This window comes from Alphaproteobacteria bacterium (assembly GCA_017308135.1).
Classification (GTDB): domain Bacteria; phylum Pseudomonadota; class Alphaproteobacteria; order CACIAM-22H2; family CACIAM-22H2; genus Tagaea.
In genome coordinates this window covers 799,786-824,333 of record JAFKFM010000008.1, presented here as the reverse complement: position 1 = coordinate 824,333, position 24,548 = coordinate 799,786, and the positions used below count along the sequence as shown (strand labels likewise).

Genomic DNA, 24,548 nt, shown 5'->3' with positions numbered 1-24,548 from the left:
TTTTCCAATGACCCCCGAAACGACGATCGACGAAGCGGCGCGCTCGCGCCGGAACGTGACGCTGCTGGCCTTCGCGCAGGCGCTGATGATGATCGGCACCTCGACGATGATCGCGGAGGCCGCCTTGGTCGGCCATATGCTGGCGGAGAACAAGGCGCTGGCGACGCTGCCGATGGGCTTCATGCAGCTCGCGGCGATGCTCACGACGTTTCCCGCGTCGTATCTCATGAAGATCAAAGGCCGGCGCTTCGGCTTCGCCATCGGCGCTGCCTTCGGCATCGTCGCGCAAGCGATCTGCGTCGCCGCCGTGCTGGTCGGTTCGTTCCCGCTGTTCTGCGTCGGCGCCGCGTTCAACGGCGTCTATAACGGTTTCGGCCTGTTCTATCGCTTCGCGGCGGCCGACGGTGCTTCGGGCGCTTGGAAGGGGAAGGCAATCTCCTACGTACTCGCGGGCGGCGTGCTCGCCGGCATTTTCGGGCCCGAGCTCGCCAAGGCGACGCATCATCTGCTCGACCCAGTCCCCTTCGCGGGCTCGTTCGCGGCCCTGATTCTGGTTGCGATCGCCGCACAGATCGTCGTGCAGTTCATCGATATTCCCGCCCCCAAGGGCGACGAACGCCATGGTGCCACGCGGCCCATCCTCGAGCTTCTCGCCCAGCCCAAAGTGATCGTCGCGCTGATCGCGGGGCTGGTCGCCTATGGCGGCATGTCGCTGGTGATGAATGCGACACCGCTCGCCATGATCGCTTGCGGTCACGCCTTCGCCGACGCGGCGACGACGATCCAAGCGCATGTGCTGGCGATGTTCGTGCCGTCGTTCTTCACCGGCACGATCGTCGCGCGTTTCGGCCTCATGCGCACGATGATGGCGGGGGCGGGGCTGCTGGCGGCGTCGGCGGCGGTCAACCTCGCCGGGATCAGCTTCGCGCATTTCTATGTCGGCTTGATCCTGCTCGGCGTGGGATGGAACTTCCTCTATATCGGCGGCACGACGCTGCTGACCGAAGCCTATCGCCCGTCGGAAAAGGCGAAGATGCAGGCGGCCTACGATTTCATCATATTCGGCTCGGTCGCCGCGACCGCGGCCGGGGCGGGCGCCATGCAGCACGCGTTCGGTTGGGACACGATCAACCAATTCGTGTTGCCCTTCATCGTGCTCGCCTTCGCCGCCATCGCGTGGCTCGCCGCCAAAGCGCCCGCTAAAACCCGCCCATAAGTTCGGGCAGCCAGGTCGCGGTCCAGGGCATCGCGACGACCGCGATCAGCGTCAGCACCTGGCACACGACGAACGGGATGACGCCCCGGCAGATATCGCCGTAGGTCATCTCGGGCGGCGCCACGCTTTGCAGGAAGAAGATCGCGGGCGCCATCGGCGGCGTGAGATAGCTCGTCTGGATGCAGACGAGCATGGCGACGCCGAACCACAGCGGATCCACGCCCGCCGCTTTCAACAATGGCGCGAACACGGGCACGGCGAGCAGCACGATCGTCACCCATTCCAGCACGAAGCCCATCAGGAACACGATGGTCAGCAGAAGGGGCACGAGCAATCCGGGGCTGGCGGTCGCGAAGCCCACCATCTCGCGCACCATGGCGCCGCCGCCTTGCACGTAGAACATGCTGGAGAACAGCGTGCCGCCATAGACGATCGTCATCAGCATCGCGGTGATGATGACCGTGCGCCGGCCGGCGTCGATCACCATGGCGATCGAGAAGCGGCCGTGGAATGCGGCAAGGGCGAGCGCACCGGCGGCCCCCGTCGCGGCCGCCTCCGTGGGCGAGGCGATGCCCATAAAGATCGCCCCCAGCACGCAGGCGACAAGGGCGAGGGTGGGAACAAGCGCCGTCGCCGTCACGCGCAGCTTTTCGGCGAACGTTACGCCGGTTTCTTCGACCGGCGGGCCGGCACTCGGATCGATCAGGCAGCGCAGCACGATCCACGCCATGAACAGCGCCGTCATCAGCGCGCCCGGAATCAAGATCCCGGCGAGCAGATCGGAGATCGGCACTTGCGCGACCAGGCCGTAGATCACGGCCGTCAGCGACGGCGGAATGATCGTGCCGAGCGAACCGCCAGCACATATGGTCCCTGCGATCAAGCGCTTGTCGTAGCGCGCGGCCATCATCGCGGGGATCGCCATCAAGCCGATCGTGACTTCGACGGCGCCGATGATGCCCGTGGCGGCCGAGAAGATCGCCGCCATCGCGATGGTCGCCAGCGCCATGCCGCCGGGCAAACGGCCGAGCCACAGCCGCATGGCGCCGAACAGGCTTTCGGCGATCCCGGATTTCTCCAGAATATTGCCCATGAACACGAAAGCCGGGATCGCGGTGAAGGCGAAATTCGACGAAACCTCGATCAAGCGCCCGAACATCTGGCGGCCGAGCGCGTCGCCGAAAAACGCATAGCCGAACGCGGCCGAAATCACGATCAGGCCGAGCCCCACCGGCACGCCCAGGAACATCAGCCCGAACAGCGCCGGGAACATCCAGACCGCGAGATCGCCGATCATGCCTGCACTGCCTTGGCGTGGCGCAAACCGCTGAGCAGCACGTCGAGCGCCAAGCCAATCGTGCCCAAGGTCAGCAGCGCGTAATGCGGCCAGATCTGGCGCCGCCAGGGGCTGACGTCGTTCACCTCGGCATGGAGATAGGCGTTGAGCGCGCGGTCGAACCCGGCTTGCGCGATCCACAGCAGAACGGGCAAGGCGAGGGCGACGAAGAACAACGCCAGGATCGCGTCGCGCAACCGCGCGGGCATGAATCGCGACACCGCATCGACCGAGACATGCGCGCCGCCGCGTAACGCCGGCCCCGCGCCGAACACGAAGGCCGCACCGTTGGCGATGCCCACCATCTCCGGCGTCCATACCGTCGGCGACGCGAAGACGTAGCGCAAGACCACTTCGATCAGCATCAGGCCGAGCGCCAAAGCGCCCGCCGCCATCGCGACGATGAGCCCGGCGTCGGAAAGCCTAGAGCCGATAGACCGCATTCGCCTCCCACTTGTCTTGGAAGGCGAAGGTCGAATTCATCACGCGCTCGGGCCAGGGATTGCCTTGCGCGCTGGCGGCCGCCACGGCCTTGCGCGCCCATTCGCGCGCCGCCGCTTTGATCTGCGCGACGAATTGGGGATCGAGCGTGACGATCTCGGCGCGGCCTTTGCGGAATTCGGCCATCGCGTCGATATCGAGGCGGCCTTTCTCGAGATAGGAATCGAAACTCGTCAGGCGCCCCGCCAGCAGAATGCGTTCCTGCAACGGTGCGGGAATCTGATCCCAGCGTTCGCCGCGCATGAAGGCGGTGAAATAGCCGCCGGGCAAATGCGCGCCGGGCACGACGATGTACGGCGCGATACGGTTGAGGCCCATTTGCAGATTGTCGGCCGGGCCCGCCATTTTCGCGGCGTCGATCACGCGCCGTTCCAGCGCCGTCGCCACATCGGCCGTCGGCGTCGCGACGGGCTCGGCGCCGAATTCGCGCATCACGTCGGCCCAAACGCCGAGCGTGCGGAATTTGAGGCCGCGCATATCGGCGGCATTGCGGATCGGCTTCCACGAATGCGCGAAGACTTCCGTCGTCGCCATGCCCGCGACGATCGGCTGCAGCTTCAAGCGATCGCGGTGATGATCGGTCAGCAGCTTCAAGCCGCCTTCCTCGTAAAGCCAATGCATCGTCGCTTCGATGCCAAGCCCGCCGGGGAACGACGTGACCAGCGCCATCGTCGCGTCGCGCTGATAGATGAGGGCCGGCGGGGCGTGACCCATATCGGCGCGCCCGTCTTCGACCGCGCGATAGACGTCGAAGGGCGGGGCGAGCACACCCGCCGGAAACGCCTGGATCTCCACCCGCCCGTCGGTCAGCAAACGCACGTAATCGACGAAGCGTTTGGTGAAGGCGGTGAACAGATACGTGCCCTCGGGCACGATCGTGGTCATGCGCAACCGGATCGGCGCGGTCTGCGCGGTTGCCAGAGTTGGAGCGGCGAGGGCACCAGCGAGGCCGGCGGTCAAAACGCTGCGGCGATCCATGTTCGGACTCCGTGAGGAAAAGGATGGCCGGAGTTTAGCGCCTGTCTTCATGGGACGTTAACGCCTCTACGGCATAATCGTGCCAAGTTTAGATAAATTGGGTAGACTTGCCCCATGGCCGACGCCGCAGCACCCGACGCCCCCGCCGATGGCGAAGGCGGAAAGAAGAAATTCTCGGGCAAGAAACTGCTGATCATTCTGGTTCCGGTGCTGCTGCTGACCATCGGCGGCGGCGCCGCGTGGTTCCTTGGCTTTTTCGGCGGCAAAGAGGAACACGCGGCCGAGCAGGCCGATGCGCCCCCGCCACCCCCGCCGCCAACGATCATCTACGATTTGCCGGATTTGCTGGTAAATCTGAGCCTTGCCCAGCGCGGGCGCGGCAATTTCATCAAGCTGACCGCCTCGCTGGAAGTGGTCGAGGCCGACGTGCCCGAATTCGAAGACGCGATGCCGCGCATCGTCGATACGTTCGTGACCTATCTGCGCGAGTTGCGGCCCGAAGATCTACGTGGTTCGGCGGGGTTGACCCGCCTGCGCGAGGAAATGTTGCGCCGGGTTCAGGCGGCGGCGCGGCCAGCCCGGGTCCAAGACGTGCTTTTCCGGGAGATCCTCGTTCAGTAAGCCCTTGATCCGGATTCATTTTTGAGTCGGAACGGCTTGCCGGGCGGAATTAAGCCGGAATCTGGGCGGTGATAACGGGTTGTTAACCAGGGTTTGGCACATTTATGTGGGAGTTTAGATAAATCTGCCCGAGATTCGTCGGGCGATTAACGGTTCGGAACGTAAGGTTCGATGGCGGACGATCCACCCACCGAGGGCGCTGACGGCGCCTCGCCAGAAGGCGGGGAAGCGCCCAAGAAGAAGTTTCTGTCCGGCAAGATGTTGATCATCGTTGCCGCGGGCGGACTTGTGCTTTTGCTGGGGATCGGCGCCGGGGTGTTCTTCCTGTTTTTCGCCGGCGGCCCGCCGCCCGAGCAAGTGGCCGAAGAAGGCCCGCCCAAGCCCGCCGAACCCGCCGGGCCCGTCAAATCGGTCTATTTCAACATGCCCGACCTGCTGGTGAATTTGAACGCCGGGGCGGGGCGGCGCACGTCGTTCCTGAAGCTGACGATGTCGGTCGAGTTGCGTTCGATCGACGACGCGGCCCAGTTCGAAGCGAACCTGCCGCGCATCGTCGACAATTTCCAAGTCTATCTGCGCGAGCTGCGCCCGGAAGATCTGCGCGGCTCGTCCGGCTTCCTCAAACTGCGCGAAGAGCTGTTGACCCGCGTTCAGCTCGCCGCCGCACCCGCCCGCGTCAACGACATCCTGTTCCGCGAAATGCTGGTCCAATAGAGGCCCCGCCATGTCCGATCCGAACAACATGTCCGAAGAAGAGAAGATGGCCGCCGAATGGGCGGCCATGGACTCCGGCGGCGGCGACGCGGGCGGCGGCGGCGGCGACGCCACCGCGCGCGTTCTGAACCAGGACGAAATCGACTCCCTGCTCGGCTTCGATGCGGGCGGGGCCGGGGGCGACGGCACCTCGGGCATGCAGGCGATCATCAACAGCGCGCTCGTCTCGTACGAACGCCTGCCGATGCTCGAAATCGTATTCGACCGTCTGGTTCGAATGCTGACGACCAGCTTGCGCAACTTCACGTCGGATAACGTCGAAGTCTCGCTCGACGTCATCACCTCGACGCGTTTCGGCGACTACGTGAACTCCATTCCGCTGCCCGCGATGCTCGCGGTGTTCAAGGCGGAGCAGTGGGACAATTTCGGCCTGCTGACGGTCGACTCAGCGCTCATCTACTCGATCGTCGACGTGCTGCTCGGCGGCCGGCGCGGCACGGCCGCGATGCGTATCGAAGGCCGCCCCTACACCACGATCGAACGCAACCTGGTCGAGCGTCTCGTCGCCGTCGTGCTCGGCGATTTGTCGGCGTCGTTCGACCCGATCAGCAAGGTCAATTTCCGCTTCGAGCGTTTGGAAACCAACCCGCGCTTCGCGACCATCGCGCGCCCGGCCAACGCCGCGATCATCGCCAAGCTGCGCATCGACATGGAAGATCGCGGCGGACGCCTGGAATTGCTGCTGCCTTACGCGACCCTCGAACCCGTCCGCGAAATGCTGCTGCAGCAGTTCATGGGTGAAAAATTCGGCCGTGACTCGATTTGGGAAGGCCACTTGGCCACCGAATTGTGGTCGACCGAAGTCGACATCAACGCCGTGCTCGACGAACAGGTGATGACGCTGCAGGACGTGCTCGACTTCAAGGTCGGCACGCGATTGATGCTCAACGCCACGCCGGAAAGCGAAATCGAAGTGCTGTGCGGTCCCGAACGCCTGTTCAAAGGGCGCATGGGGCGGCGCGGCCAGAACGTCGCGGTCATGATCGACCGCAAGATCAACAAGTACGAGGAATCGTGATGGGTCTCGATGTCGCCCTCAATCTCGTCCTGGCGGTCCTGCTCGCGGCGGTGATCGTCTATGCCTGGCGCTTGCACAAGCGCTTGGGCACGTGGCGCGACGGCAAGGCGGAACTCGACCGCACGATCAAGGAATTCAACGAAGCGGCCAAGCGCGCGGAAGCGGCGGTCGCGGACCTCAAGAACGCGGGCGAGGCGGCGGGGCGGCTGCTCGAAGATCAAACGCGCAAGGCGATCTCGCTCAAAGACGATCTCGAATACATCGTATCGCGCGCCGAACCGGTCGCCGATCGCGCGGCGGAGAATGTGCGCGAACGCGAACGCGAACGTGAACGCGAGCGCCCGCAAGTCGCGCGCCGTGCCGAGCGCGCCGAACGTTACGAGCGCGAGGAACGTTACGCCCGCGACGAGCGTTACGAACGCGAAGCGCCGCCGGCCCCGGTGTCGGACGAGGAAGACCGCTTGCTGCGCGACGCGATCCGTTTCGCCGAACGCGAAGGCGGGGCGCGCGAGAACAACGATCGTCCCGCGGCCCCGCGCAGCACGGCCGAACAGGAATTGCTGAAGGCGATCGCCGAACGCCGCCGGGGTGCGCCGCCCGCGACGCGCGCGGGCGCACGCTGATGAACGCGCTCAACAAAATCCGTCTTCTGCCCGTTCTGGTCGCGGTCGCCTTCCTGATGCTCGCGATCCGAGTGGGCACGCTCGGCACCGCCGTCGCGCAGAATAATCCGCCTTCCGCCGCCCAGCCGCGCGCGGCCGCACCCGCACCCGCACCGCGTCCCGTTCAGCAACTCGCCCAGGCCCCGGCCCCGGCGCAGCAAGCGCCCGCACCGGCGGCGGAACCCGCCGCCGCACCTGCCGCCGCCGCCGATCCCGACCGCGCGTTCAGCCCTGGCGAACTCGAAGCGCTGGGCGATCTCGTGCGCCGGCGCGAAGAACTCGACAAGCGCCAGGCCGAAATCGACACGCGCGAAGCGCTGCTCCAAGCCGCCGAAAAGCGCGTGCAGCAGCAGATCGAGGAATTGAAGGGGCTTCAGGCCAAGATCGATACCGCGATCAAGAGCTACGACGAGACCGAGCAGGCGCGCCGCAACTCGCTGGTGCGCATGTTCCAGAACATGAAACCGGCCGAAGCCGCGCGCATCTTCGAGCAGATGGAATTGCCCGTTCTGCTCGAAATCGTCGAAGCGATGAACGAGCGCCGCGCCGCGCCGATTTTGGCCCAGATGAACCCGATCCGCGCCCAGCAGGTGACGACGGAACTCGCCCGCCGCCGCCAGCCGGAAGCTTCCCCCAGCCGCATACCGGCCCCGCGCCAGGGTTAATCCGAAAATCCGCCGGTCTTAATCTTCCCGTAAGCAGCTTCCAGTTACTTGTTGACGCGCGCCGAGCTCTTCAGCAGTAACAAGGGTAGCGTCGCGCGCGCGTTGGAACCGTGCCGGCCGTGGCGGAATGCCGCAGGAGATGGGGATTATGGCTGTCGATCTTAAAATGAACGTGCTCATCGTCGACGACTACAAGACGATGTTGCGGATCGTGAAGAACCTGCTCAACCAGATCGGGTTCACGAATGTCGACGAAGCCAGCGACGGGTCCGAAGCGCTCGCCAAAGCGCAGCAAAAGGACTACGGCCTGATTATTTCGGACTGGAACATGCAACCGATGACTGGTTTGCAGCTGCTCCAGGCCGTGCGCGCCGATGCGCGCCTGAAGGGCGTGCCGTTCATCATGGTGACGGCGGAATCCAAGACCGAGAACGTGATCGCCGCCAAGCAGGCGGGCGTGAACAACTACATCGTCAAGCCGTTCAATGCGGCCGTTCTGAAGGGCAAGATCGCCACGGTGCTGGGCGACTTCTAATCCCGAACGGCGAGGGGACGAACCATGGCGAAGGCAAAGTCGCGCGCGAAAGCGAAGAGCAAGCCCAAGCCCAAATCGCCTCCGAAACGCACCCGCAAAATTTCCGCCAAACCCGCGAAGAAAGCCGCCGCGCCCAAGCCCGCGATCGATCAGGGTTTGCGCGACGGCATCGCCACGCTCGCGCGCATCATGGAAAACGCGCGCCGCGATCTGGCGGCGTTGCAGGCCAACGACATGCGCCTGCGCGATCTGCCGGGGGCGACGGACGAGCTGAGCGCCGTTGTCGCCGCGACGGAGGATGCGACGCATTCGATTTTGGATGCGGTCGAAGGGATCGAAAAGATCGCGGGTGAAGTGGCCGCCGCACAGGGCGACGCGATCCGCGACAGCGTTACGCGCATCTACGAAGCCTGCAATTTCCAGGACATTACCGGTCAGCGCATCGCCAAGGTCGTCGGCGTTTTGAAGGACGTCGACAAAACCGTGCTGGGGCTGATGGAGGCGTTCGGCATCGTGCTGGACGCGCAAGCCGCCCCGTCGGCCGCCCCCGTCAAAACGGGGGAGGCGGCGTTGCTGAATGGGCCCCAATTGGCCGGGGCGGCGCAAGACCAAGCCGCGATCGACGCATTGTTCGGCGATAGCTGAATTCGCCTTGTGGATATGTTTTCTGTTCGTTTGAATCTCAATTAGTTAGGCGACCCCGACTCGGATTTAAGGTACACTCTGGCTCTCGAGTCGCAACGACCCGGGCTGGCGATTTAAATGGGCTTTGGCAAGCGGATTCAGGTTTCGACGGCGACCCTGGCAGCGATCGCGCTGACCGGGGCTTTGGCGTTCGAGGGCGTCGCGCAAACCCGGCCGTGGCAGAATTTCCCCGCGTCGCCGCCGCCGGCCCCGGCCCCGGAAGTGACACCCACCCAAGCGGCGCCGTTCGCAGCACCGGCATCGCCCGGCGTACCGTGGGCCACGGCGCCCGCAACACCCGTTGTTCCCCTCGCACCGGCGCCCACGCCGCAAGCCGCCCCCGCGACGCCGGCGACCCCGGCCGCGCCGGCGGCGGCCCAAGTCGCGCCGCCGCCCGCACCGGCCGCGACGCCAGCGACGAACGGCGCGCCCGCGCGTGCGCTCAATATCCGCTACAGCCAGCAGGACGGTTTCGATCGCGCGATCGTCGATTGGCCCGAGGACGTCGATTTCCGCGTCGAACAGCAAGGCCGCAACGCGACGATCACCTTCGGCGCGCCGGTGGGCATCGACACCAACCGTTTGCAGCAATCGATGCGCAATTCCGTGTCGTCGGCGCGCGTGGCGCGCGATGGCGATCGCACGACGCTGACACTGGCGATGAACGAGAATGTCGGTCTGCGCCATCTGCGCGCGGGGCCCCGCTTGGTGCTCGATCTCGTGCGCGACGGTTCGGTCGCCGCCGATCGGCCGACCGGCCAGCAAATGCAGGTGCCGCAGCAAGCCGCACAACCCGCTGGTCAGGCCCCGGCGCCGCCGGCGGCGCAAGGTGCCGCTTCGCCGATCACGCCGGGCGCACCGTTAACCGGGGGCCCCCGCAACACCGTGCCGGATTTCCCCGCACTCGCGCAGCAAGCGCAGGCTTTGGGCCTCAACCAGCCTTCGGTGCCGACGGGCAGCCTGTCGGGCCGCGTGGGCGTGGAAGTGCAGCGGGAGGAGAATTTCTCCGTCCTGCGATTCAATTTCGGCGAACCCGTGGGGGCCGCCGTGTTCGGGCGCGGCACGCATTTGTGGATCGCGTTCGACAAGCGCACGGCGATCGATCTCGCGCCTTTGCGTGCGGATGCCGAGACGCGCGATTTGGTCGGCGATGTCGACCAGTTGCAAAGCGAAGGCACGGTGCTGCGTTTGGCGCCGCGCGGCGGTGCCAACGCGTTGGTGCGTCGCGACGGCACGGCCTGGGTCGTCGAACTCGGCCGCTTGCCGCGCCGGCCCGAAACGCCGTTGTCGATCGTCATCCGCAATCCCGACCAGCCCGCCGATGCGCGCGTGGCGATCGAATTGCCGGGGGCGTCGAACGTGCTGCGCTTGCGCGATCCGGAAATCGGCGACGAGCTTGCGATCGTGCCGACAGCGGTGGCGGGTGTCGGCCTTGCCGAGATGCGCCGCTTCGCGCAGTTCCAGATTTTGGCGTCCGCGCAAGGGGCGGTCGTGCGTCCCGACGACGACAGCGTGTCGGTGCGCCCGCTGGGGACGGGCGTCGAAGTCGCCTCGACGCGCGGGCTGTTTGTCACGGCGCCAACCGCGCCCGGCATGCCGGGCGCGGCGCAGCTGCGCAATGCGGCTTTGATCGACTACGCCGCCTGGGCGCGCACGCCCGGCAAGTTCAACGAAGATCGCGCGCAATTGCAGCGCGCCGTCGCCAATTCGCGCGAAGGCGATCCGCGCAACGCCGCCCGTTTGGAACTCGCGCGTTTCCTGTTCGCCAACGCGCTGTTCCAGGAAGCCAACGCCGAATTGCGTCTGATCGGCGAGGAACGCCCGCAATTGCTCGACGGGCCGCAGATCCGCCTGATGCGCGGCATCGGCGAATTGTTCTCCGGCAATCTCGACGAGGCCGCGCGTTGGCTCAACCATTCGAGCCTCGATACCGAGGCCGAGGGCGCGTTGTGGCGCGGCACGCTCGCCATGGCGCAGAACGATCCGCAAGCCGCGATCATGCAATTCGATCGCGCGGCCGACGTGTCCGAACGCTTCCCGCGCTTCTTCGCCAACAAGCTGGGCCTGGCGATGACCGAGGCGCGCATCGTCGCGGGCGAACTCGATCCCGCCGAACGCCGGCTCGATCGCGTGCTCGCCAACCAGCCTTCGGTCGGCGACAAGGCGCGCGCCGATTATCTCAAGGGCCGCATCGCGCTGGAGCGCGGCGACGAACGCGCGGCGTTGGCCGCGTGGCGCGAGCTCGATTTCGGCACCGTCACCAAGGCGCGCGTTCAGGCCGAGCTTGCGCGTATCGAAGTCCAGTCGCGCAAGGGCGAGATGACGCCCGAGGAAACGGTCGCGGCGTTGGAGCGTTTGCGCTTCGCCTGGCGCGGCGACGAATTGGAATTCGACATCCAGCGCCGATTGGGTCGCGCGCAACTCGCCGCCGGCGATTTCCGCGGCGGTACGGCCACGCTGCGCGACGCGGCGCAACGTTTCCCCGAGGCGCGCGGGCGCGATCAACTGCCCGGCGATATTTCGGCCGAGTTCAAGAAGCTGTTCCTGGAAGGCGGGGCCGACAAGCTCACCCCCGTCGCCGCGATCGGCTTGTTCGAGGATTATCGCGATCTCGTGCCGCAAGGGCCCGAGGGCGACGAGATGGTGCGCAAGCTCGCCGAACGTCTCGTCTCCGTCGATCTGCTCGACCGTGCCGGCGGGCTGCTCGACTATCAGGTCCGCAACCGCGTGACCGGCGAAACGCGTGCGCAAGTCGGCACGCGCTTGGCCGCGATCCGGTTGCTCGACCGCAAGCCGCAGCTGGCGCTCGACGCGATCGACGCATCCGAGCCCGCGCAATCGCCCGAGTTGCAGCGCGAACGCGCGCGCCTCGCCGCGCGGGCATTGGCCGATCTCGGCCGGCCCGACGAAGCGCTCGCGCGCATGAACGGCGATACGGGGGCCGACGCAGACTTGCTGCGCGCCGAAATCGCGATGCGCACGCGCGCCTGGCCCGCCGCCGCCCAAGCCTTCGATCGTCTGGTCGGCGAACCGCCGTCGGGCAACGCGCAACTCGCCGATAACCGCGCGCGTCAGGCGCTGCATCTCGCGGTGGCGCTGGCGCTGGCCGGCGACGATGCGGGCACGGCGCGGTTGCGCGATCGTTTCGGCGCGGCAATGGGCCGCTCGCCTTACGCCGAAGTCTTTCGCGTGCTGACCGCCGATCGGGCGGGCGCCACACCCGATATCGCGTCGATCGCGGCGCGCGTTTCCTCGCTGGCGCCGTTCGAAAGCTTCATGCAGGGCTATCGCCAGCGCCTGTCGGGCCCGGCGCCGCAACGCCCGGCGTCGAGCTGAATTTCTTCCCGAGTCGTATTTGAAACGGCGCAACCGGTGCCGATCTAGGGCGGCCGGGCAGGGGGCTTTCGAGCTATCCACAGAACGCCCGTTCCCGGATGTTCACTTTTCGCTTGCGGATGAGAACAAGTCTGGTACAGTTCGATTCACGGCGCGGGACCAATGGGTTTTGCGCCGGAACCACTAAGGGAACAAAACAGGGCCCCGGTCCGGGCCGTATTTCAGGCGACGTTACTTCGACAATGGTCAACCAAGCCGGTCCCGTGGGGATTTCGCCCGCGCACCCGGCCTGCCATAAGGAGAGAGTACATGTCTTCAGCCACCGCGTTGCGCGCCGCCTCCCGGGACGGCGCCGAAAAAGACAGCAAGGACACTAAGGACAACATGGATAAGAACAAGGCGTTGGAAGCCGCCCTGGGTCAGATCGAGCGCGCCTTCGGCAAGGGCTCGATCATGAAGCTCGGCAGCCGCGATGCGGTGCAGGCGGAAGTCATTTCGACGGGTTCGCTGTCGCTCGATATCGCGCTCGGCATCGGCGGCTTGCCCAAGGGGCGCATCGTCGAGATCTACGGGCCGGAAAGCTCGGGCAAGACGACGCTCGCCCTCCATGCCATCGCCGAGGCCCAAAAGGCCGGCGGTACTTGCGCCTTCGTGGACGCCGAACATGCGCTCGACCCGGCCTATGCCCGCAAGCTCGGCTGCGACGTCGACAATCTGCTGATCTCGCAGCCCGACGCCGGCGAACAGGCCCTCGAGATCGCCGATACGCTGGTTCGCTCCGGCGCGCTCGATGTGCTGGTCGTCGACTCCGTCGCCGCCCTGGTGCCGCGCGCCGAGCTCGAAGGCGAAATGGGCGACAGCCATATGGGCCTGCATGCGCGCCTGATGAGCCAGGCGTTGCGCAAGCTCACCGGTTCGATTTCGCGCTCCAACACGCTGGTCATTTTCATCAACCAGATCCGGATGAAGATCGGCGTGATGTTCGGCAACCCCGAGACGACGACGGGCGGCAACGCGCTCAAATTCTACGCCTCGGTGCGTCTCGACATCCGCCGCATCGGCGCTCTGAAGGACAAGGACGAGGTCGTGGGCAACCAGACGCGCGTCAAGGTCGTGAAGAACAAGATGGCCCCGCCGTTCAAGGTCGTCGAATTCGACATCATGTACGGCGAAGGCGTGTCGAAGATGGGCGAGATCATCGATCTCGGCGTCAAAGCCGGCGTGGTCGAGAAATCGGGCGCCTGGTTCTCCTATGACGGCGACCGGATCGGGCAGGGGCGCGAAAACGCGCGCAACTACCTCAAGGAACATCCGGAAGTCGCCGACGCGATCGAAAAGGCCATCCGCGCCAATTCGGGTCTCGTCGCCACCGCGATGATGGTGGAATCGGGCGGCGGGGATAACTGATCCCCACCGTCGGTTCGCCGGCGCGGACTTCCCGTTTCCGATGAATTTGGCCCCGCACGTCCCCTGATCTTTCCGATCCCGGGGGACGGTCCGGGCCCCATACCGGGTCGGCCGGGCGGTAAATCCCATGTGGTGCGCCCCGCCGGCCCGGTTTTCGTTTATGCGCCGGGGGTTAGGCCCGGCCCCGGGGGTTTGACGGGGGCGGGTGCGACCGTTAAATGTGGCGGTCCCGCAGCTATTCCGAGTGCCGCCGCCCCATGACCTCCGCCAGCGACGTCCGTAAAACCTTCCTCGATTATTACGCGAAGAACGGCCACCAGGTGGTCGCGTCCTCGCCGCTGGTGCCGCGCAACGATCCCACGTTGATGTTCACCAATGCGGGCATGGTGCAGTTCAAGAACGTGTTCACGGGCGCCGAGAAGCGCGCCTATTCCACGGCCGCGACCTCGCAGAAATGCGTGCGCGCCGGCGGCAAGCACAACGATCTCGAGAACGTCGGCTACACCGCGCGCCATCACACGTTCTTTGAGATGTTGGGGAATTTCTCCTTCGGCGATTATTTCAAGGAACGCGCGATCGAACTCGCGTGGAACCTGATCACCAAGGAATACGGGCTGCCGAAGGAAAAGCTGCTCGTCACCGTCTATCACACCGACGACGAAGCCGCCGGCCATTGGCGCAAGATCGCCGGCCTGCCGGACGAGAAGATCATCCGCATCCCGACCTCCGACAATTTCTGGGCGATGGGCGATACAGGCCCCTGCGGGCCCTGCTCGGAGATCTTCTACGATCACGGCGCCAAGATCCCGGGCGGCCCGCCGGGCTCGGCGGACGCCGACGGCGACCGATTCATCGAGATTTGGAATCTCGTGTTCATGCAGTTCGAGCAGCGCGGCCCCGGCGATCGCGTGCCGCTGCCCAAGCCCTCGATCGATACGGGCATGGGGCTGGAGCGCATCACGGCCGTGCTGCAAGGCAAGCACGACAATTACGACATCGACCTGATGCGCCGGATCATCGAAGCCTCGGCCGCCGCGTCGAACGTCGCGGCCGACGGCCCGCATGCGGTGTCGCATCGCGTGATCGCGGACCATCTGCGGTCGGCCTGCTTCCTGATCGCGGATGGCGTGTTGCCATCCAACGAAGGCCGCGGCTACGTGCTGCGTCGGATCATGCGCCGCGCGATGCGCCATGCGCACATCATCGGGTGCAAGGACCCGCTGATGTTCCGCCTCGTGCCCACGCTCGCGGATCTGATGGGCCAGGCCTATCCCGAATTGCTGCGCGCCCAGGCACTGATCACCGAAACGCTGAAGCTGGAGGAGACGCGCTTCAAGGCCACACTCGATCGCGGCTTGAAGCTGCTCGACGAAAGCACGTCGGGTCTGACGAAGGGCGGCTCGCTCGCGGGCGATGTCGCGTTCAAGCTTTACGACACCTACGGCTTCCCGCTCGACCTCACGCAGGACGTGCTGCGCGCGCGCGGCATCGCCGTCGATACCGCCGGTTTCGACGCGGCGATGGCCAAGGCCAAGGACGAAGCGCGCAAATCCTGGGCGGGCTCGGGCGAACAGGCCGGCGACCGCATCTGGCTCGAAACACGCGAGAAGGTCGGCGCCACCGAATTCCTCGGCTACGAAACCGAAGCGGCCGAAGGCCAGCTCGTCGCCATCGTCGCCGACGGCAAGCCGATCGACAGCGCATCGGCCGGCACGAAGGTGCAACTCGTCTTCAACCAGACCCCGTTTTACGGCGAAAGCGGCGGCCAGACCGGTGATGCGGGTGCGATCTTCACCGCGGGCGGCGCCGAGATCGCGATTTCGGACACGCAGAAGGAAGCCGGCGACGTCCATGTCCATATCGGCGAAGTGACGCGCGGCACGATCAAGGTCGGCGATTTCGCCGAACTGCGCATCGATGTGGCGCGCCGCGACCGTACGCGCGCCAACCACTCGGCGACGCATCTTCTGCACGAAGCGCTGCGCCGCCGTCTGGGCGACCACGTCACGCAGAAGGGCTCGCTGGTGTCGCCCGATCGTCTGCGCTTCGATATCTCGCAGCCCACGCCGCTGTCGCTCGACGATATCCACGCGGTCGAGGACGACGTGAACAAGCGCATCCTGGAAAACCAGGATGTCACCACGCGTCTGATGACGCCCGACGCCGCCGTCGAAGCGGGGGCGCTCGCGCTGTTCGGCGAGAAATACGGCGAGGAAGTGCGCGTCGTCTCGATGGGCTATGCGCGCGGCAATCTCGAGGCCCAACCTTTCTCGACCGAGCTTTGCGGCGGCACGCATGTGCGCCGCACGGGTGATATCGGCCTGTTCAAGATCGTGTCGGAAGGGGCCGTCGCCGCCGGCGTGCGCCGGATCGAAGCGGTGACGGGCGAAGGGGCTCGCGCCTATCTCGCCCAGCAATCCGATCTGCTGCTCGAAGCCGCGATGATCGCCAAGGCGTCGCCCGCCGAATTGCCCGCGCGCGTCGGCGCGCTCATCGAAGACAAGCGCAAGCTGGAGCGCGAATTGTCCGAAGCGCGCCGTGCCCTTGCGGTCGGCGGCGGCGGCGCTTCGGCGGCGGGTCCGGAAAAGGTCGGCGCCTTCAACTGGGCGGGCCGCAAGCTCGACAACACGCCCGCGCGCGAACTCAAAGCCACGGCCGACGAGATCAAGAAACAGATCGGCTCGGGCGTCATCGCGCTGGTCGCGATCGACGAAGGCAAAGCCTCGATCGTCGTCGCGGTGACCGAAGATCTCGCCAAGACCGTCAGCGCGGTCGATCTCGTGAAGATCGGCGTCGCCGAGTTGGGCGGGAAGGGCGGCGGTGGGCGCCCCGACATGGCGCAAGGCGGCGGGCCGGACGCGGACAAGGCGGACGCGGCGCTCGCTGCGATCAAAGCGGCGCTCGCCGCGAAGGCGGCGGCTTAAGTCAAACCCGGCGTTCGACGCGCGGCCGCTTGGCCGTGATGACGCCGGAATTGATGCCGCCCCAGGAGAGTTCGCCCGACAAACGGCCGAACTCGATCTTGGGGCAGCGATTCATCACGACTTTGATTCCGGCCGCTTCGGCTTTGCGCGCGGCGTCCTCGTTGACGACGCCCAACTGAAGCCACAGCACCTTGGCGCCGATCGCGATCGCTTCGTCGGAGATCGGCCCGACATGCTCGGACGCGCGGAACACGTCGACCATGTCGATCTTCACCGGAATGTCCTTGAGCGTCGCGTAGACTTTCTCGCCCAGCAAATCCTGACCGGCGGCCCCCGGATTGACGGGGATAACGCGAAAGCCCTTGGCCTGGAGATACTTCATCGCAAAGAAGCTGGGCCGCGCCCAATTGGTCGAAGCGCCGACCATCGCGATGGTCTTCGTGTCGCGCAGGATCTCGCGGATATAGGAATCGGCGTAATCGCTATGGTCCATTTCAGCGTCCTTCCCACACCGGCGGGCGCTTCTGGATGAAGGCGTCGATGCCTTCCTCCGCGTCGCGGGCGAGCATGTTCTCCGTCATCGTGCGGCTGGCATAGGCGTAGGCGTCGTCGAGGCTCATCTCCGCCTGGCGATAGAAGGCTTCCTTGCCGATCTTCAGCGTCAGCGGCGATTTGCTTGCGATCAGCGCCGCCAGCCGATCGACCGTGTCGCACAGCTCGGCCTTGACCACCGCGCGGTTGATCAGGCCGATCGCGACGGCGCGTTCGGCCGAAATCATATCGCCGGTCAGCAGCATTTCCATCGCCGCCTTGCGGCCCACGTTGCGCGACAGCGCCACCATCGGCGTCGAGCAGAACAAGCCGATATTGACACCCGGTGTCGCGAAGCGCGTATCGGACGCGGCGACGGCCAGATCGCAGCTTGCGACCAATTGGCAACCCGCGGCGGTCGCCACGCCATGCACGCGCGCGATGACGGGCTTGGGGCAATGTACGATCGCCGTCATCAGCCGCGAGCATTGCGCGAACAGGGCTTCGTAGAATTCGCGGTGCGGATTGGCGCGCACCTCTTTCAGGTCGTGGCCCGCGCAGAAGGCGGGACCGGCCCCGGCGAGCACGATCACCTTCACCGATTTGTCGGCGCCAAGTTTCGCGAACGCGTCTTCCAGCGCGGTCATCAACGCCACCGACAGGGCGTTACGCGCATCGGGCCGGTTGAGGGTGAGGGTCGCGGCGCCGTTTTTGTCGCTGCGCAGCAAAACCGGCGTTTCGAGAGCGGAATCGGGCATCTGTTCCTCCGCGTCTATTTACGGCAATTTGGGCGCGTCGAAACGCCAACGCAAGCGCGTCGCACGACGCCCTGGGTCGCATGAGCCGCATCACCAAAACCGAAATCTTCGACATCGTCGCGGACTCGCTGCCGGTGGCCGCATCTTTGTCGCCGAAGATCGACAAGTTGAAGGCGGGACAGGCAATTGTACGTATGCCGTATAAGCCCGATTTCGTGCGGCCCGGCGGCACGATTTCGGGGCCCACGATGATGGCGCTCGCCGATTTCACGATGTACGTGGTGGTGCTGAGCCTGATCGGCCGCGTCGAGCTGGCGGTCACGACCAATCTCAACATCAACTTTCTGCGCAAGCCCGCCCCGAAGGATCTGATCGCCGACGGGCGTATTTTGAAACTCGGCAAGCGTCTGGCGGTGATGGAAGTCGCGATCTATTCGAAGGGCGAGCGCGAGCCGGTCGCGCATGTGACGGGAACCTATTCGATTCCACCCGTCGCCGATAAATCCGGTAAATCAGCGCGTTCGCGTGCGGTAAAATAATACGGCATCTGCAAACCTATTGAAATAGCTTGCGTCTTTCGCGTTGACGCTGCGCGTCGCGATCAGCATATTCCCGCGACCTTCGGACCCGGTTTGCGCCGGGCCCTCACTCTGATTTTTGGAAACCCCGATGACGCCGAATCTGACCGTCGCCGAGGCGCAAAAGAGCAAGAGCTGGATCCTGGTCGACGCCGAAGGCGTCGTGCTGGGCCGTCTGGCGTCGTTCATTGCGCTTCGCCTCAAGGGCAAGCACAAGCCCAGCTTCTCGCCCCATCTCGATCTCGGCGACTTCGTCGTCGTCGTGAACGCGGAGAAAGTCCGCCTCACGGGCCGCAAGATGGACCAGAAGGTGTTCCACTGGCACACCGGCCATCCGGGCGGCATCAAGGAGATCTCGGCGAAAAACACGCTGTCGTCGCAGCATCCCGAGCGTCTGATCGTGCGCGCCGTCGAGCGTATGCTCAAGAAGGACAGCCCGCTCGCCCGCCGCCAGCTGACCCACTTGAAGGTCTATGCCGGCACCGATCATCCGCACGCGGCCCAGAACCCGAAGACGATCGACTTCGCCGCGCTGAACCCGAAGAACAAGAGGAGCGCCTGAACATGGCCGAACCCCGTTCGACCGAGAAGGCCGCCAAGCCGAAGACCGCGAGCCGCACGCTCGCCGATTTGTCCATGGCCGCCGCTTCGGCCGCCGTGCAGACTTCCACGACCCCGGCCGCGCCGCAGCGCGACAAGTTCGGCCGCGCCTATGCGACCGGCAAGCGTAAGAACGCCGTCGCCCGCGTCTGGATCAAGTCCGGCACCGGCAAGATGATCGTCAACGGCCGCGAGCTGACCGTGTATTTCGCGCGTCCGGCCCTGCGCATGATGATCAACCAGCCGTTCCAGGTCTCCAACCGCGCCGGCCAGTTCGATATTTGGTGCACGGTCGCCGGCGGCGGTCTGTCGGGCCAAGCGGGTGCGGTTCGTCACGGCATCTCGAAGGCCATGACGTATTACGAACCCGAGCTGCGCCCCGTGCTGAAGAGCCACGGCTTCCTCACCCGCGACAGCCGCGTGGTCGAGCGTAAGAAGTACGGCCGCCACAAGGCGCGCCGCAGCCACCAGTTCTCGAAGCGCTAATCCGCTTCCGAAGATTGGATCGACTGCGAAGGGCGCCGGAAACGGCGCCCTTCGTTTTTTCGGGGATACGCATGGCGTTCGACATCGGCCCATACGAAGCGAAGGATCGCGACGCGCTCGCCGCGATGATTCTCGCCATTCAAAACGGCGAGTTCGGCGTGGGCGTCACTTTCGAAGGCCAACCCGATCTGCTGGCCCCCGATGCCTTCTTCCGCAAAGGGGCGGGGGAGTTTTGGGTCGCACGCGATCCGGACGGCGCGCCGATCGGCTCAATCGGCTTGCTGGAAGCGCCGCCGGGGCAAGGCGTCATCCGCAAAATGTTCGTGCGCGCCGACCGGCGCGGGCGCGAATTCGGGGTCGCGCAATCCCTGCTCGACAGGCTGATCGCCCATGCGCGGCGCGCAGGGATTTCGACGATCCGGCTCGGCACCGTCGAAAACCTCAAGGCGGCAAGGCGTTTTTACGAACGCAACGGCTTTCGCGAGATCGCCGCCGCCGAGTTGCCGCCGGAATTTCCGCGCATGAAAGTCGACACGCATTTTTACCGGATCGATCTTTAGGTTATCATCCGCCCATAAGGAGCGACGGAAATGGACGGCAGCACGACCACCACGCGGACCATCTTCATCGACGGCGAAGCCGGCACGACCGGCCTCGGCATCCGCCAGCGTTTGGAAGCTTTGGGCGGTGTGACGCTGCGCCAGATCGATCCGGCGTTGCGCAAGGATCCCGCCGCGCGCAAGGCGATGTTCGAATCGGTCGATCTCGTCGTGCTGTGCCTGCCCGACGACGCGGCGAAGGAATCGGTCGCGCTGATCGACTCGCTTTGCGAGAAGGGCCCGCGCATCGTCGACGCGTCGACCGCGCATCGCGTGGCCCCCGGCTGGGTCTATGGTTTCCCGGAACTTTCGCCCGGTCACAAAGCCGCCGTGGCGGCGGCAACGCGCGTCGCCAATCCCGGCTGCTATCCGACCGGCGCCATCGCGCTGATCCGGCCGCTGGTCGATGCGGGCGTGATCGCGAAGGATTATCCGCTAACGGTCAACGCCGTGTCGGGCTATTCGGGCGGCGGCAAGTCGATGATCGAAGCCTACGATGCCGGCACCGCGCCGAATTTCGAGCTTTACGGCCTGGGCCTCGAGCACAAGCACGTGCCCGAACTCGTCGCCTATACGGGTCTGACGCGGCGGCCAATCTTCGTGCCGTCGGTCGGCAATTTCCGCCAGGGCATGCTGGTCAGCGTTCCGCTGCACCTGGACACGTTGGGCGGCAAGCCGACGGCCAAGGATCTCGAAGCGATCCTTGCCAAGTATTACGCGGGTGCGGAATACGTGAAGGTCGTTCCGGCCGAAGCCAACGGCAAGATCGAAGCGGAATCGCTGAACGACACGAATAATCTGGAACTGCGCGTGTTCGGCAACGACAAGCGCGGCCACGCCGTGCTGGTCGCCAAGCTCGATAATCTGGGCAAGGGTGCCTCGGGCGCGGCCGTCCAGAATATCCGCACGATGCTGGGCCTCGCCTGACGTGACGATCAAGTATCGCGACTGGACGCCGAAGATCGATGGCTCGGCCTTCGTCGCCGATACGGCGCGCGTGATCGGCAACGTGGAAATCGGCGCACGCGCGACGATCTGGTACGGCGTCGTCGTGCGCGGCGACGTGCATGAGATCCGCATCGGCGCCGACACGAACGTGCAGGACGGCACGATCATCCATTGCTCGTACGAGAAATACGGCACTTATATCGGCGACCGCGTGACGATCGGGCACCTCGCCCTGCTGCACGGCTGCGTCGTCGAGGACGACGCCTTCATCGGCATGAAGGCCTGCGTGATGGACGGCGTGGTCGTCGAAAAAGGCGGCTGGGTTGCCGCCGGTGCGCTGGTCACACCCGGCAAACGCGTGAAGACCGGCGAACTTTGGGCCGGCAGCCCGGCCAAGTTCTTCCGCAACGTGACGCCGGCCGAACTCGAAGGGGCCGAAACGGCAATGCGCCGTTACGTCGGTCTCGGCCGGGAATATCGCAAAGCCTAGTAGCCCGGATCGGCGAGGCGCGCGCGGATGGCGCGGATCGCGGCGAGGGCCCGATCGACGCGCGGCGAGACGGCCGTGTTCGCCGTATCGATCTGGCGCACCATGCGCTCCCATTCCGGCAAAGCGGTTTCGAGTTGGGCGAGATTGGCGGCGAGCGCGTCGGCCGCTTCTTTCATGCCGGTCTGGCAGGTGACCCAGGCGGACGAGGCATCGCCCTCGCGCTCGCGGATCGCGGCACAAGCCGGGCCCTGTTCGCCGAGATACGCGGCCCAGCGCTTGGCGTCGTCGAGAATCGTACCCGTCGCATTCCACCAATCGCGCGCATAGGCGGTGCCGAATTGGCGCTCGACCGCCGAGCGACCGGCATCTTGCGTCAGCAAAGCGAGCGGTTCGCCCAGATCGCGCTGGACGAGCGTGTTGGCGTCCTGCGCGGAAGTGCCGGACGCGGCGAAAGACAAAATCAGGGCAAAAAGAAACCGGCGCATAGCCGCAAGACTATGCGCCGGCGCTGTGGCGTCAATATGGCGTGCTTAGGCGGCTTGCTTCTTGAAGCCCGGCAGCACGCATTCGGCGATCTGGACGGCGTTGAGGGCGGCGCCCTTCAACAACTGATCGCCAGCACAGAAGAAGTCCAGACCGTGCGAACCGAAAACGAGGCTTTGGCGGATACGGCCGACCTCGACGTCGTATTTGCCCGTCGCCGTCACCGGCATCGGGTAGAGCTTGTTCGCCGGATCGTCGACCAGCTTCACGCCGGGGACGTTCGCGAGCGCCGCGCGCGCGGCTTCCACCGTCACGGGCTTCTCGGTTTCGATCGTCACCGCTTCGGAATGCGTGCGCGAGGTCGGGATGCGCACGGCCGTGCAGCTCGCCAGCAGATCGGGGATGCCCATGATCTTGCGGGTCTCCCACACGACCTTCATCTCTTCCTTCGTGTAGCCGTTCTCCTGGAAGCTATCGATATGCGGGATCACGTTGAAGGGCAGGGGATGCGCGAAGACCTTGTTCTCGATCTTCCCGCCCTGCGCCCAGGCGCGATACCCGTCCTCGAGCTCCGCCATGCCTTCGGCACCCGCACCCGACGCGGCCTGATAGGTCGACACGATGACCTTCTTCAGCCCGAACGCCTTGTGCAGCGGGGCGAGCGGCATGACCAGGATCGCGGTCGTGCAGTTCGGATTGGCGATCAGGCGATGGCCTTGCGCGGCCGCCGCGTTGATTTCCGGCACCACCAGCGGAATCGCGGGGTCGTAGCGCCAGGCCGACGAATTGTCGATGACGGTCGTGCCCTGCGCCGCGATCTTGGGCGCCCATTCCTTGGCGAATTCGCCCGAGACGGCGAGCAGCGCGAAGTCCACGCCCTTCGTGGCGGCGAGCGAGAATTCCTCGATCGTTTTCTCGCCATAGGGCGTCGTGACTTTTTTGGACGCCGAGCGCGCGGAGGCAAGAAGTTTCAGCGCCGCGACCGGAAACTTCCGATCGTGGAGAACCTTCACCATCTCGATCCCGACGGCGCCCGTGGCGCCGACGATCGCGACCGAGTAGCCGCGTACGTCGCTCATTGTCCCCGTCTCCTTCCTATAAAAAAGGGGACGTCCTTATACGGCTTTTTGCGGCGCAACACCAGAGCGCGCGCGGGCGAGGCGCAGCGGCGTATGCCCTTGCTTGGCCAGGAAATTGGCGGGCTGGGCCCACCAATCGGCGACGATACCGGCGTAGATCGACCGGAAATCGGTCGTGGCGTCCACGTCGCCCTCGACCAATTTCTCCAGATCGGGCGCCGTGCCCTTGAACCCACCCTCGACCGAACCGCCCATCGCGAACAACGGCGCCGCCGCGCCATGATCGGTCCCGCGCGACAGGTTCTCGGCCGCGCGCCGGCCGAATTCGGAATAGGTGACGATCAGCACGTCGTTCCAGCGGCCCAGATCGATCATCGATTTGCGGAAGCCCGACAGGCCTTGGGCGAGTTGCGTCATCAAACGCTGATGACGGCCGAGCTGATCGGCATGGGTGTCGAAGCCGGCGAGTTGCACCTTCCACACCGGCACGTCGACGCCATCGGCGATCAGATCGGCGGTCGTGGCGAGCGCGCGGTTGAATTGGTCGCCCGCGAAGTTGCGGTTGAAACGCTCGCGGCCGGTTTGCTTGCGGCGCACGGCATCGGCCGCGGCGACCGCCTCGTTTTGCGTGCGCACGACATGCGCCAGCGCCGCGGTGGGAGCCGCGTTCGCCGGCATGGCGCGCAAGCGTTCGGACTGCGCGAGGAATTGGCGCGGGTCGCGCATCGTGACGAGGCGCACGTCGATCCCGGCGAGCGGGCCGATATTGCCCTGACCGATCGCCAGCGCATCGGCGTCGCCGCCGCGCTTCGACCAGATCGGATGTTCGCGCAGCGCCTGCGCCAGCCAGCCTTCGCTGCCGTACTGGTCGCTCGCCGTCGCCTGTTCCCAAATCTCGATCGAGCGGAAATGCGAACGGTTGGGCTTCGGGTAGCCCACGCCGTTCACAATGGCGAGCTCGCCGCGATCGTAGATCTCGGCGATCGGCTTCAACGCGGGATGCAGCGCGAAGCCGTGATCGATGTCGAGAGCGGCGGCACGATCGATCGCGAGACCCGGCCGCAAGCGCTTATAGGCCGGCTGCTCGATCGGAATGACGGTGTTGAGTCCGTCATTGCCGCCATGCAGCTCGACCATCAGCAGAATGCGTTTGTCGACCGCACCGGCCGCACCGGTCGAACGCGGCACGGCCGCGCGCGGCGCGTTGTTCGCCGCGGCGGCGGCGGTCGGGGCGCCACCGGTTGCGGGGCGTTGGCCCTGATCGGCGCAGGCGCCCAGAAAACCCGCGAGCGCGAAGGACGAACCGGCGGAGAGGAAATGACGGCGATCCATAGGGAAC

General features: G+C 65.6%; 25 protein-coding genes. 17 read left to right on the top strand and 8 right to left on the bottom strand.

Features of this window, described 5'->3' with window-relative positions:
* Positions 1–7: 7 nt before the first annotated feature.
* Positions 8–1,216 (top strand): MFS transporter, encoded by a 1,209-nt coding sequence (locus J0H39_12085; GenBank protein ID MBN9497486.1) that lies wholly within the window; start codon positions 8–10, stop codon positions 1,214–1,216.
* On the opposite strand, the gene J0H39_12080 is transcribed toward J0H39_12085, so the two are convergent.
* From J0H39_12080 to dctP, 3 genes are read right to left on the bottom strand one after another with little or no spacing between them, the layout of a single operon-like run.
* Positions 1,200–2,513 (bottom strand): TRAP transporter large permease subunit, encoded by a 1,314-nt coding sequence (locus J0H39_12080; protein ID MBN9497485.1) that lies wholly within the window; start codon positions 2,511–2,513, stop codon positions 1,200–1,202. The genes J0H39_12085 and J0H39_12080 overlap by 17 nt on opposite strands.
* Entirely contained in the window at positions 2,510–2,995 is a 486-nt protein-coding gene (locus J0H39_12075; GenBank protein ID MBN9497484.1) for a TRAP transporter small permease, read from the bottom strand. Before J0H39_12075 ends, J0H39_12080 begins: the two co-directional genes overlap by 4 nt.
* Positions 2,976–4,031, bottom strand: coding sequence for a TRAP transporter substrate-binding protein DctP (gene dctP / locus J0H39_12070; protein ID MBN9497483.1), 1,056 nt, complete (start codon positions 4,029–4,031; stop codon positions 2,976–2,978). Before dctP ends, J0H39_12075 begins: the two co-directional genes overlap by 20 nt.
* Before the next feature lie 114 nt (positions 4,032–4,145).
* On the opposite strand from dctP, the gene J0H39_12065 reads away from it, so the two are divergent.
* From J0H39_12065 to alaS, 10 genes are all read left to right on the top strand, one after another.
* The gene (locus J0H39_12065; protein MBN9497482.1) at positions 4,146–4,652 is read left to right on the top strand and encodes a flagellar basal body-associated FliL family protein; all 507 of its coding nucleotides are present in this window, start codon (positions 4,146–4,148) and stop codon (positions 4,650–4,652) included.
* Positions 4,653–4,823: 171 nt separating this feature from the next.
* Positions 4,824–5,366 (top strand): flagellar basal body-associated FliL family protein, encoded by a 543-nt coding sequence (locus tag J0H39_12060; GenBank protein ID MBN9497481.1) that lies wholly within the window; start codon positions 4,824–4,826, stop codon positions 5,364–5,366.
* Positions 5,367–5,376: 10 nt separating this feature from the next.
* Positions 5,377–6,444 (top strand): flagellar motor switch protein FliM, encoded by a 1,068-nt coding sequence (gene fliM / locus J0H39_12055; GenBank protein ID MBN9497480.1) that lies wholly within the window; start codon positions 5,377–5,379, stop codon positions 6,442–6,444.
* On the top strand, positions 6,444–7,067 hold the full coding sequence (locus tag J0H39_12050; protein ID MBN9497479.1) for a hypothetical protein: 624 nt from the start codon (positions 6,444–6,446) through the stop codon (positions 7,065–7,067). Before fliM ends, J0H39_12050 begins: the two co-directional genes overlap by 1 nt.
* The gene (locus J0H39_12045) at positions 7,067–7,771 is read left to right on the top strand and encodes a hypothetical protein (GenBank protein ID MBN9497478.1); all 705 of its coding nucleotides are present in this window, start codon (positions 7,067–7,069) and stop codon (positions 7,769–7,771) included. Before J0H39_12050 ends, J0H39_12045 begins: the two co-directional genes overlap by 1 nt.
* Positions 7,772–7,919: 148 nt before the next feature.
* On the top strand, positions 7,920–8,306 hold the full coding sequence (locus tag J0H39_12040) for a response regulator (protein ID MBN9497477.1): 387 nt from the start codon (positions 7,920–7,922) through the stop codon (positions 8,304–8,306).
* 24 nt (positions 8,307–8,330) lie between these two features.
* Entirely contained in the window at positions 8,331–8,951 is a 621-nt protein-coding gene (locus J0H39_12035; protein MBN9497476.1) for a protein phosphatase CheZ, read from the top strand.
* 117 nt (positions 8,952–9,068) lie between these two features.
* Complete coding sequence (locus J0H39_12030) at positions 9,069–12,326, top strand: hypothetical protein (protein ID MBN9497475.1); 3,258 nt, start codon at positions 9,069–9,071, stop codon at positions 12,324–12,326.
* Between the two features lie 384 nt (positions 12,327–12,710).
* A complete protein-coding gene (gene recA, locus J0H39_12025; protein ID MBN9497474.1) occupies positions 12,711–13,733 on the top strand; it encodes a recombinase RecA in 1,023 nt (340 codons plus the stop codon).
* A gap of 257 nt (positions 13,734–13,990) precedes the next feature.
* The gene (gene alaS / locus J0H39_12020; protein MBN9497473.1) at positions 13,991–16,657 is read left to right on the top strand and encodes an alanine--tRNA ligase; all 2,667 of its coding nucleotides are present in this window, start codon (positions 13,991–13,993) and stop codon (positions 16,655–16,657) included.
* Position 16,658: 1 nt separating this feature from the next.
* Here alaS and J0H39_12015 read toward each other — a convergent pair whose 3' ends face one another.
* On the bottom strand, positions 16,659–17,150 hold the full coding sequence (locus tag J0H39_12015) for a CoA-binding protein (protein ID MBN9497472.1): 492 nt from the start codon (positions 17,148–17,150) through the stop codon (positions 16,659–16,661).
* 1 nt (position 17,151) lies between these two features.
* Positions 17,152–17,946 carry an enoyl-CoA hydratase gene (locus tag J0H39_12010; GenBank protein ID MBN9497471.1) on the bottom strand — a complete coding sequence of 265 codons (795 nt, stop codon included), beginning with the start codon at positions 17,944–17,946 and terminating at the stop codon, positions 17,152–17,154.
* Positions 17,947–18,026: 80 nt separating this feature from the next.
* Between J0H39_12010 and J0H39_12005 the strand changes: the two genes are divergently transcribed.
* The 6 genes from J0H39_12005 (at position 18,027) to J0H39_11980 (ending at position 21,647) form a co-directional block, all read left to right on the top strand.
* Positions 18,027–18,485, top strand: a complete 459-nt coding sequence (locus J0H39_12005; GenBank protein ID MBN9497470.1) for a PaaI family thioesterase — start codon at positions 18,027–18,029, stop codon at positions 18,483–18,485.
* 130 nt (positions 18,486–18,615) lie between these two features.
* On the top strand, positions 18,616–19,086 hold the full coding sequence (gene rplM / locus J0H39_12000) for a 50S ribosomal protein L13 (protein MBN9497469.1): 471 nt from the start codon (positions 18,616–18,618) through the stop codon (positions 19,084–19,086).
* Between the two features lie 74 nt (positions 19,087–19,160).
* Positions 19,161–19,610: a 30S ribosomal protein S9 gene (rpsI, locus tag J0H39_11995; protein ID MBN9497468.1), complete on the top strand. Its 450-nt coding sequence runs from the start codon at positions 19,161–19,163 to the stop codon at positions 19,608–19,610.
* 71 nt (positions 19,611–19,681) lie between these two features.
* Positions 19,682–20,170, top strand: a complete 489-nt coding sequence (locus J0H39_11990; GenBank protein ID MBN9497467.1) for a GNAT family N-acetyltransferase — start codon at positions 19,682–19,684, stop codon at positions 20,168–20,170.
* Positions 20,171–20,200: 30 nt separating this feature from the next.
* Positions 20,201–21,136: an N-acetyl-gamma-glutamyl-phosphate reductase gene (gene argC / locus J0H39_11985; GenBank protein MBN9497466.1), complete on the top strand. Its 936-nt coding sequence runs from the start codon at positions 20,201–20,203 to the stop codon at positions 21,134–21,136.
* A gap of 1 nt (position 21,137) precedes the next feature.
* Positions 21,138–21,647 carry a gamma carbonic anhydrase family protein gene (locus tag J0H39_11980; protein ID MBN9497465.1) on the top strand — a complete coding sequence of 170 codons (510 nt, stop codon included), beginning with the start codon at positions 21,138–21,140 and terminating at the stop codon, positions 21,645–21,647.
* Here the strand turns inward: J0H39_11980 and J0H39_11975 are convergent.
* Genes J0H39_11975 through J0H39_11965 form a run of 3 tightly spaced genes read right to left on the bottom strand, consistent with a single transcriptional unit; the run spans position 21,644 to position 24,541 of the window.
* Positions 21,644–22,132 (bottom strand): hypothetical protein, encoded by a 489-nt coding sequence (locus J0H39_11975; protein ID MBN9497464.1) that lies wholly within the window; start codon positions 22,130–22,132, stop codon positions 21,644–21,646. The two genes, J0H39_11980 and J0H39_11975, sit on opposite strands and share 4 nt — an antisense overlap.
* A gap of 45 nt (positions 22,133–22,177) precedes the next feature.
* Positions 22,178–23,209: an aspartate-semialdehyde dehydrogenase gene (locus J0H39_11970; protein ID MBN9497463.1), complete on the bottom strand. Its 1,032-nt coding sequence runs from the start codon at positions 23,207–23,209 to the stop codon at positions 22,178–22,180.
* A gap of 36 nt (positions 23,210–23,245) precedes the next feature.
* Entirely contained in the window at positions 23,246–24,541 is a 1,296-nt protein-coding gene (locus J0H39_11965) for a DUF1501 domain-containing protein (protein ID MBN9497462.1), read from the bottom strand.
* Positions 24,542–24,548 lie beyond the last annotated feature (7 nt).

What these genes read in the sequence shown, in the direction of transcription:
- J0H39_12085 (MBN9497486.1), top strand. Translation starts at nt 8, where the DNA reads ATGACCCCCGAAACGACGATCGACGAAGCGGCGCGCTCGCGCCGGAAC.
- J0H39_12080 (MBN9497485.1), bottom strand. Translation starts at nt 2,513, where the DNA reads ATGATCGGCGATCTCGCGGTCTGGATGTTCCCGGCGCTGTTCGGGCTG.
- J0H39_12075 (MBN9497484.1), bottom strand. Translation starts at nt 2,995, where the DNA reads ATGCGGTCTATCGGCTCTAGGCTTTCCGACGCCGGGCTCATCGTCGCG.
- dctP (MBN9497483.1), bottom strand. Translation starts at nt 4,031, where the DNA reads ATGGATCGCCGCAGCGTTTTGACCGCCGGCCTCGCTGGTGCCCTCGCC.
- J0H39_12065 (MBN9497482.1), top strand. Translation starts at nt 4,146, where the DNA reads ATGGCCGACGCCGCAGCACCCGACGCCCCCGCCGATGGCGAAGGCGGA.
- J0H39_12060 (MBN9497481.1), top strand. Translation starts at nt 4,824, where the DNA reads ATGGCGGACGATCCACCCACCGAGGGCGCTGACGGCGCCTCGCCAGAA.
- fliM (MBN9497480.1), top strand. Translation starts at nt 5,377, where the DNA reads ATGTCCGATCCGAACAACATGTCCGAAGAAGAGAAGATGGCCGCCGAA.
- J0H39_12050 (MBN9497479.1), top strand. Translation starts at nt 6,444, where the DNA reads ATGGGTCTCGATGTCGCCCTCAATCTCGTCCTGGCGGTCCTGCTCGCG.
- J0H39_12045 (MBN9497478.1), top strand. Translation starts at nt 7,067, where the DNA reads ATGAACGCGCTCAACAAAATCCGTCTTCTGCCCGTTCTGGTCGCGGTC.
- J0H39_12040 (MBN9497477.1), top strand. Translation starts at nt 7,920, where the DNA reads ATGGCTGTCGATCTTAAAATGAACGTGCTCATCGTCGACGACTACAAG.
- J0H39_12035 (MBN9497476.1), top strand. Translation starts at nt 8,331, where the DNA reads ATGGCGAAGGCAAAGTCGCGCGCGAAAGCGAAGAGCAAGCCCAAGCCC.
- J0H39_12030 (MBN9497475.1), top strand. Translation starts at nt 9,069, where the DNA reads ATGGGCTTTGGCAAGCGGATTCAGGTTTCGACGGCGACCCTGGCAGCG.
- recA (MBN9497474.1), top strand. Translation starts at nt 12,711, where the DNA reads ATGGATAAGAACAAGGCGTTGGAAGCCGCCCTGGGTCAGATCGAGCGC.
- alaS (MBN9497473.1), top strand. Translation starts at nt 13,991, where the DNA reads ATGACCTCCGCCAGCGACGTCCGTAAAACCTTCCTCGATTATTACGCG.
- J0H39_12015 (MBN9497472.1), bottom strand. Translation starts at nt 17,150, where the DNA reads ATGGACCATAGCGATTACGCCGATTCCTATATCCGCGAGATCCTGCGC.
- J0H39_12010 (MBN9497471.1), bottom strand. Translation starts at nt 17,946, where the DNA reads ATGCCCGATTCCGCTCTCGAAACGCCGGTTTTGCTGCGCAGCGACAAA.
- J0H39_12005 (MBN9497470.1), top strand. Translation starts at nt 18,027, where the DNA reads ATGAGCCGCATCACCAAAACCGAAATCTTCGACATCGTCGCGGACTCG.
- rplM (MBN9497469.1), top strand. Translation starts at nt 18,616, where the DNA reads ATGACGCCGAATCTGACCGTCGCCGAGGCGCAAAAGAGCAAGAGCTGG.
- rpsI (MBN9497468.1), top strand. Translation starts at nt 19,161, where the DNA reads ATGGCCGCCGCTTCGGCCGCCGTGCAGACTTCCACGACCCCGGCCGCG.
- J0H39_11990 (MBN9497467.1), top strand. Translation starts at nt 19,682, where the DNA reads ATGGCGTTCGACATCGGCCCATACGAAGCGAAGGATCGCGACGCGCTC.
- argC (MBN9497466.1), top strand. Translation starts at nt 20,201, where the DNA reads ATGGACGGCAGCACGACCACCACGCGGACCATCTTCATCGACGGCGAA.
- J0H39_11975 (MBN9497464.1), bottom strand. Translation starts at nt 22,132, where the DNA reads ATGCGCCGGTTTCTTTTTGCCCTGATTTTGTCTTTCGCCGCGTCCGGC.
- J0H39_11970 (MBN9497463.1), bottom strand. Translation starts at nt 23,209, where the DNA reads ATGAGCGACGTACGCGGCTACTCGGTCGCGATCGTCGGCGCCACGGGC.
- J0H39_11965 (MBN9497462.1), bottom strand. Translation starts at nt 24,541, where the DNA reads ATGGATCGCCGTCATTTCCTCTCCGCCGGTTCGTCCTTCGCGCTCGCG.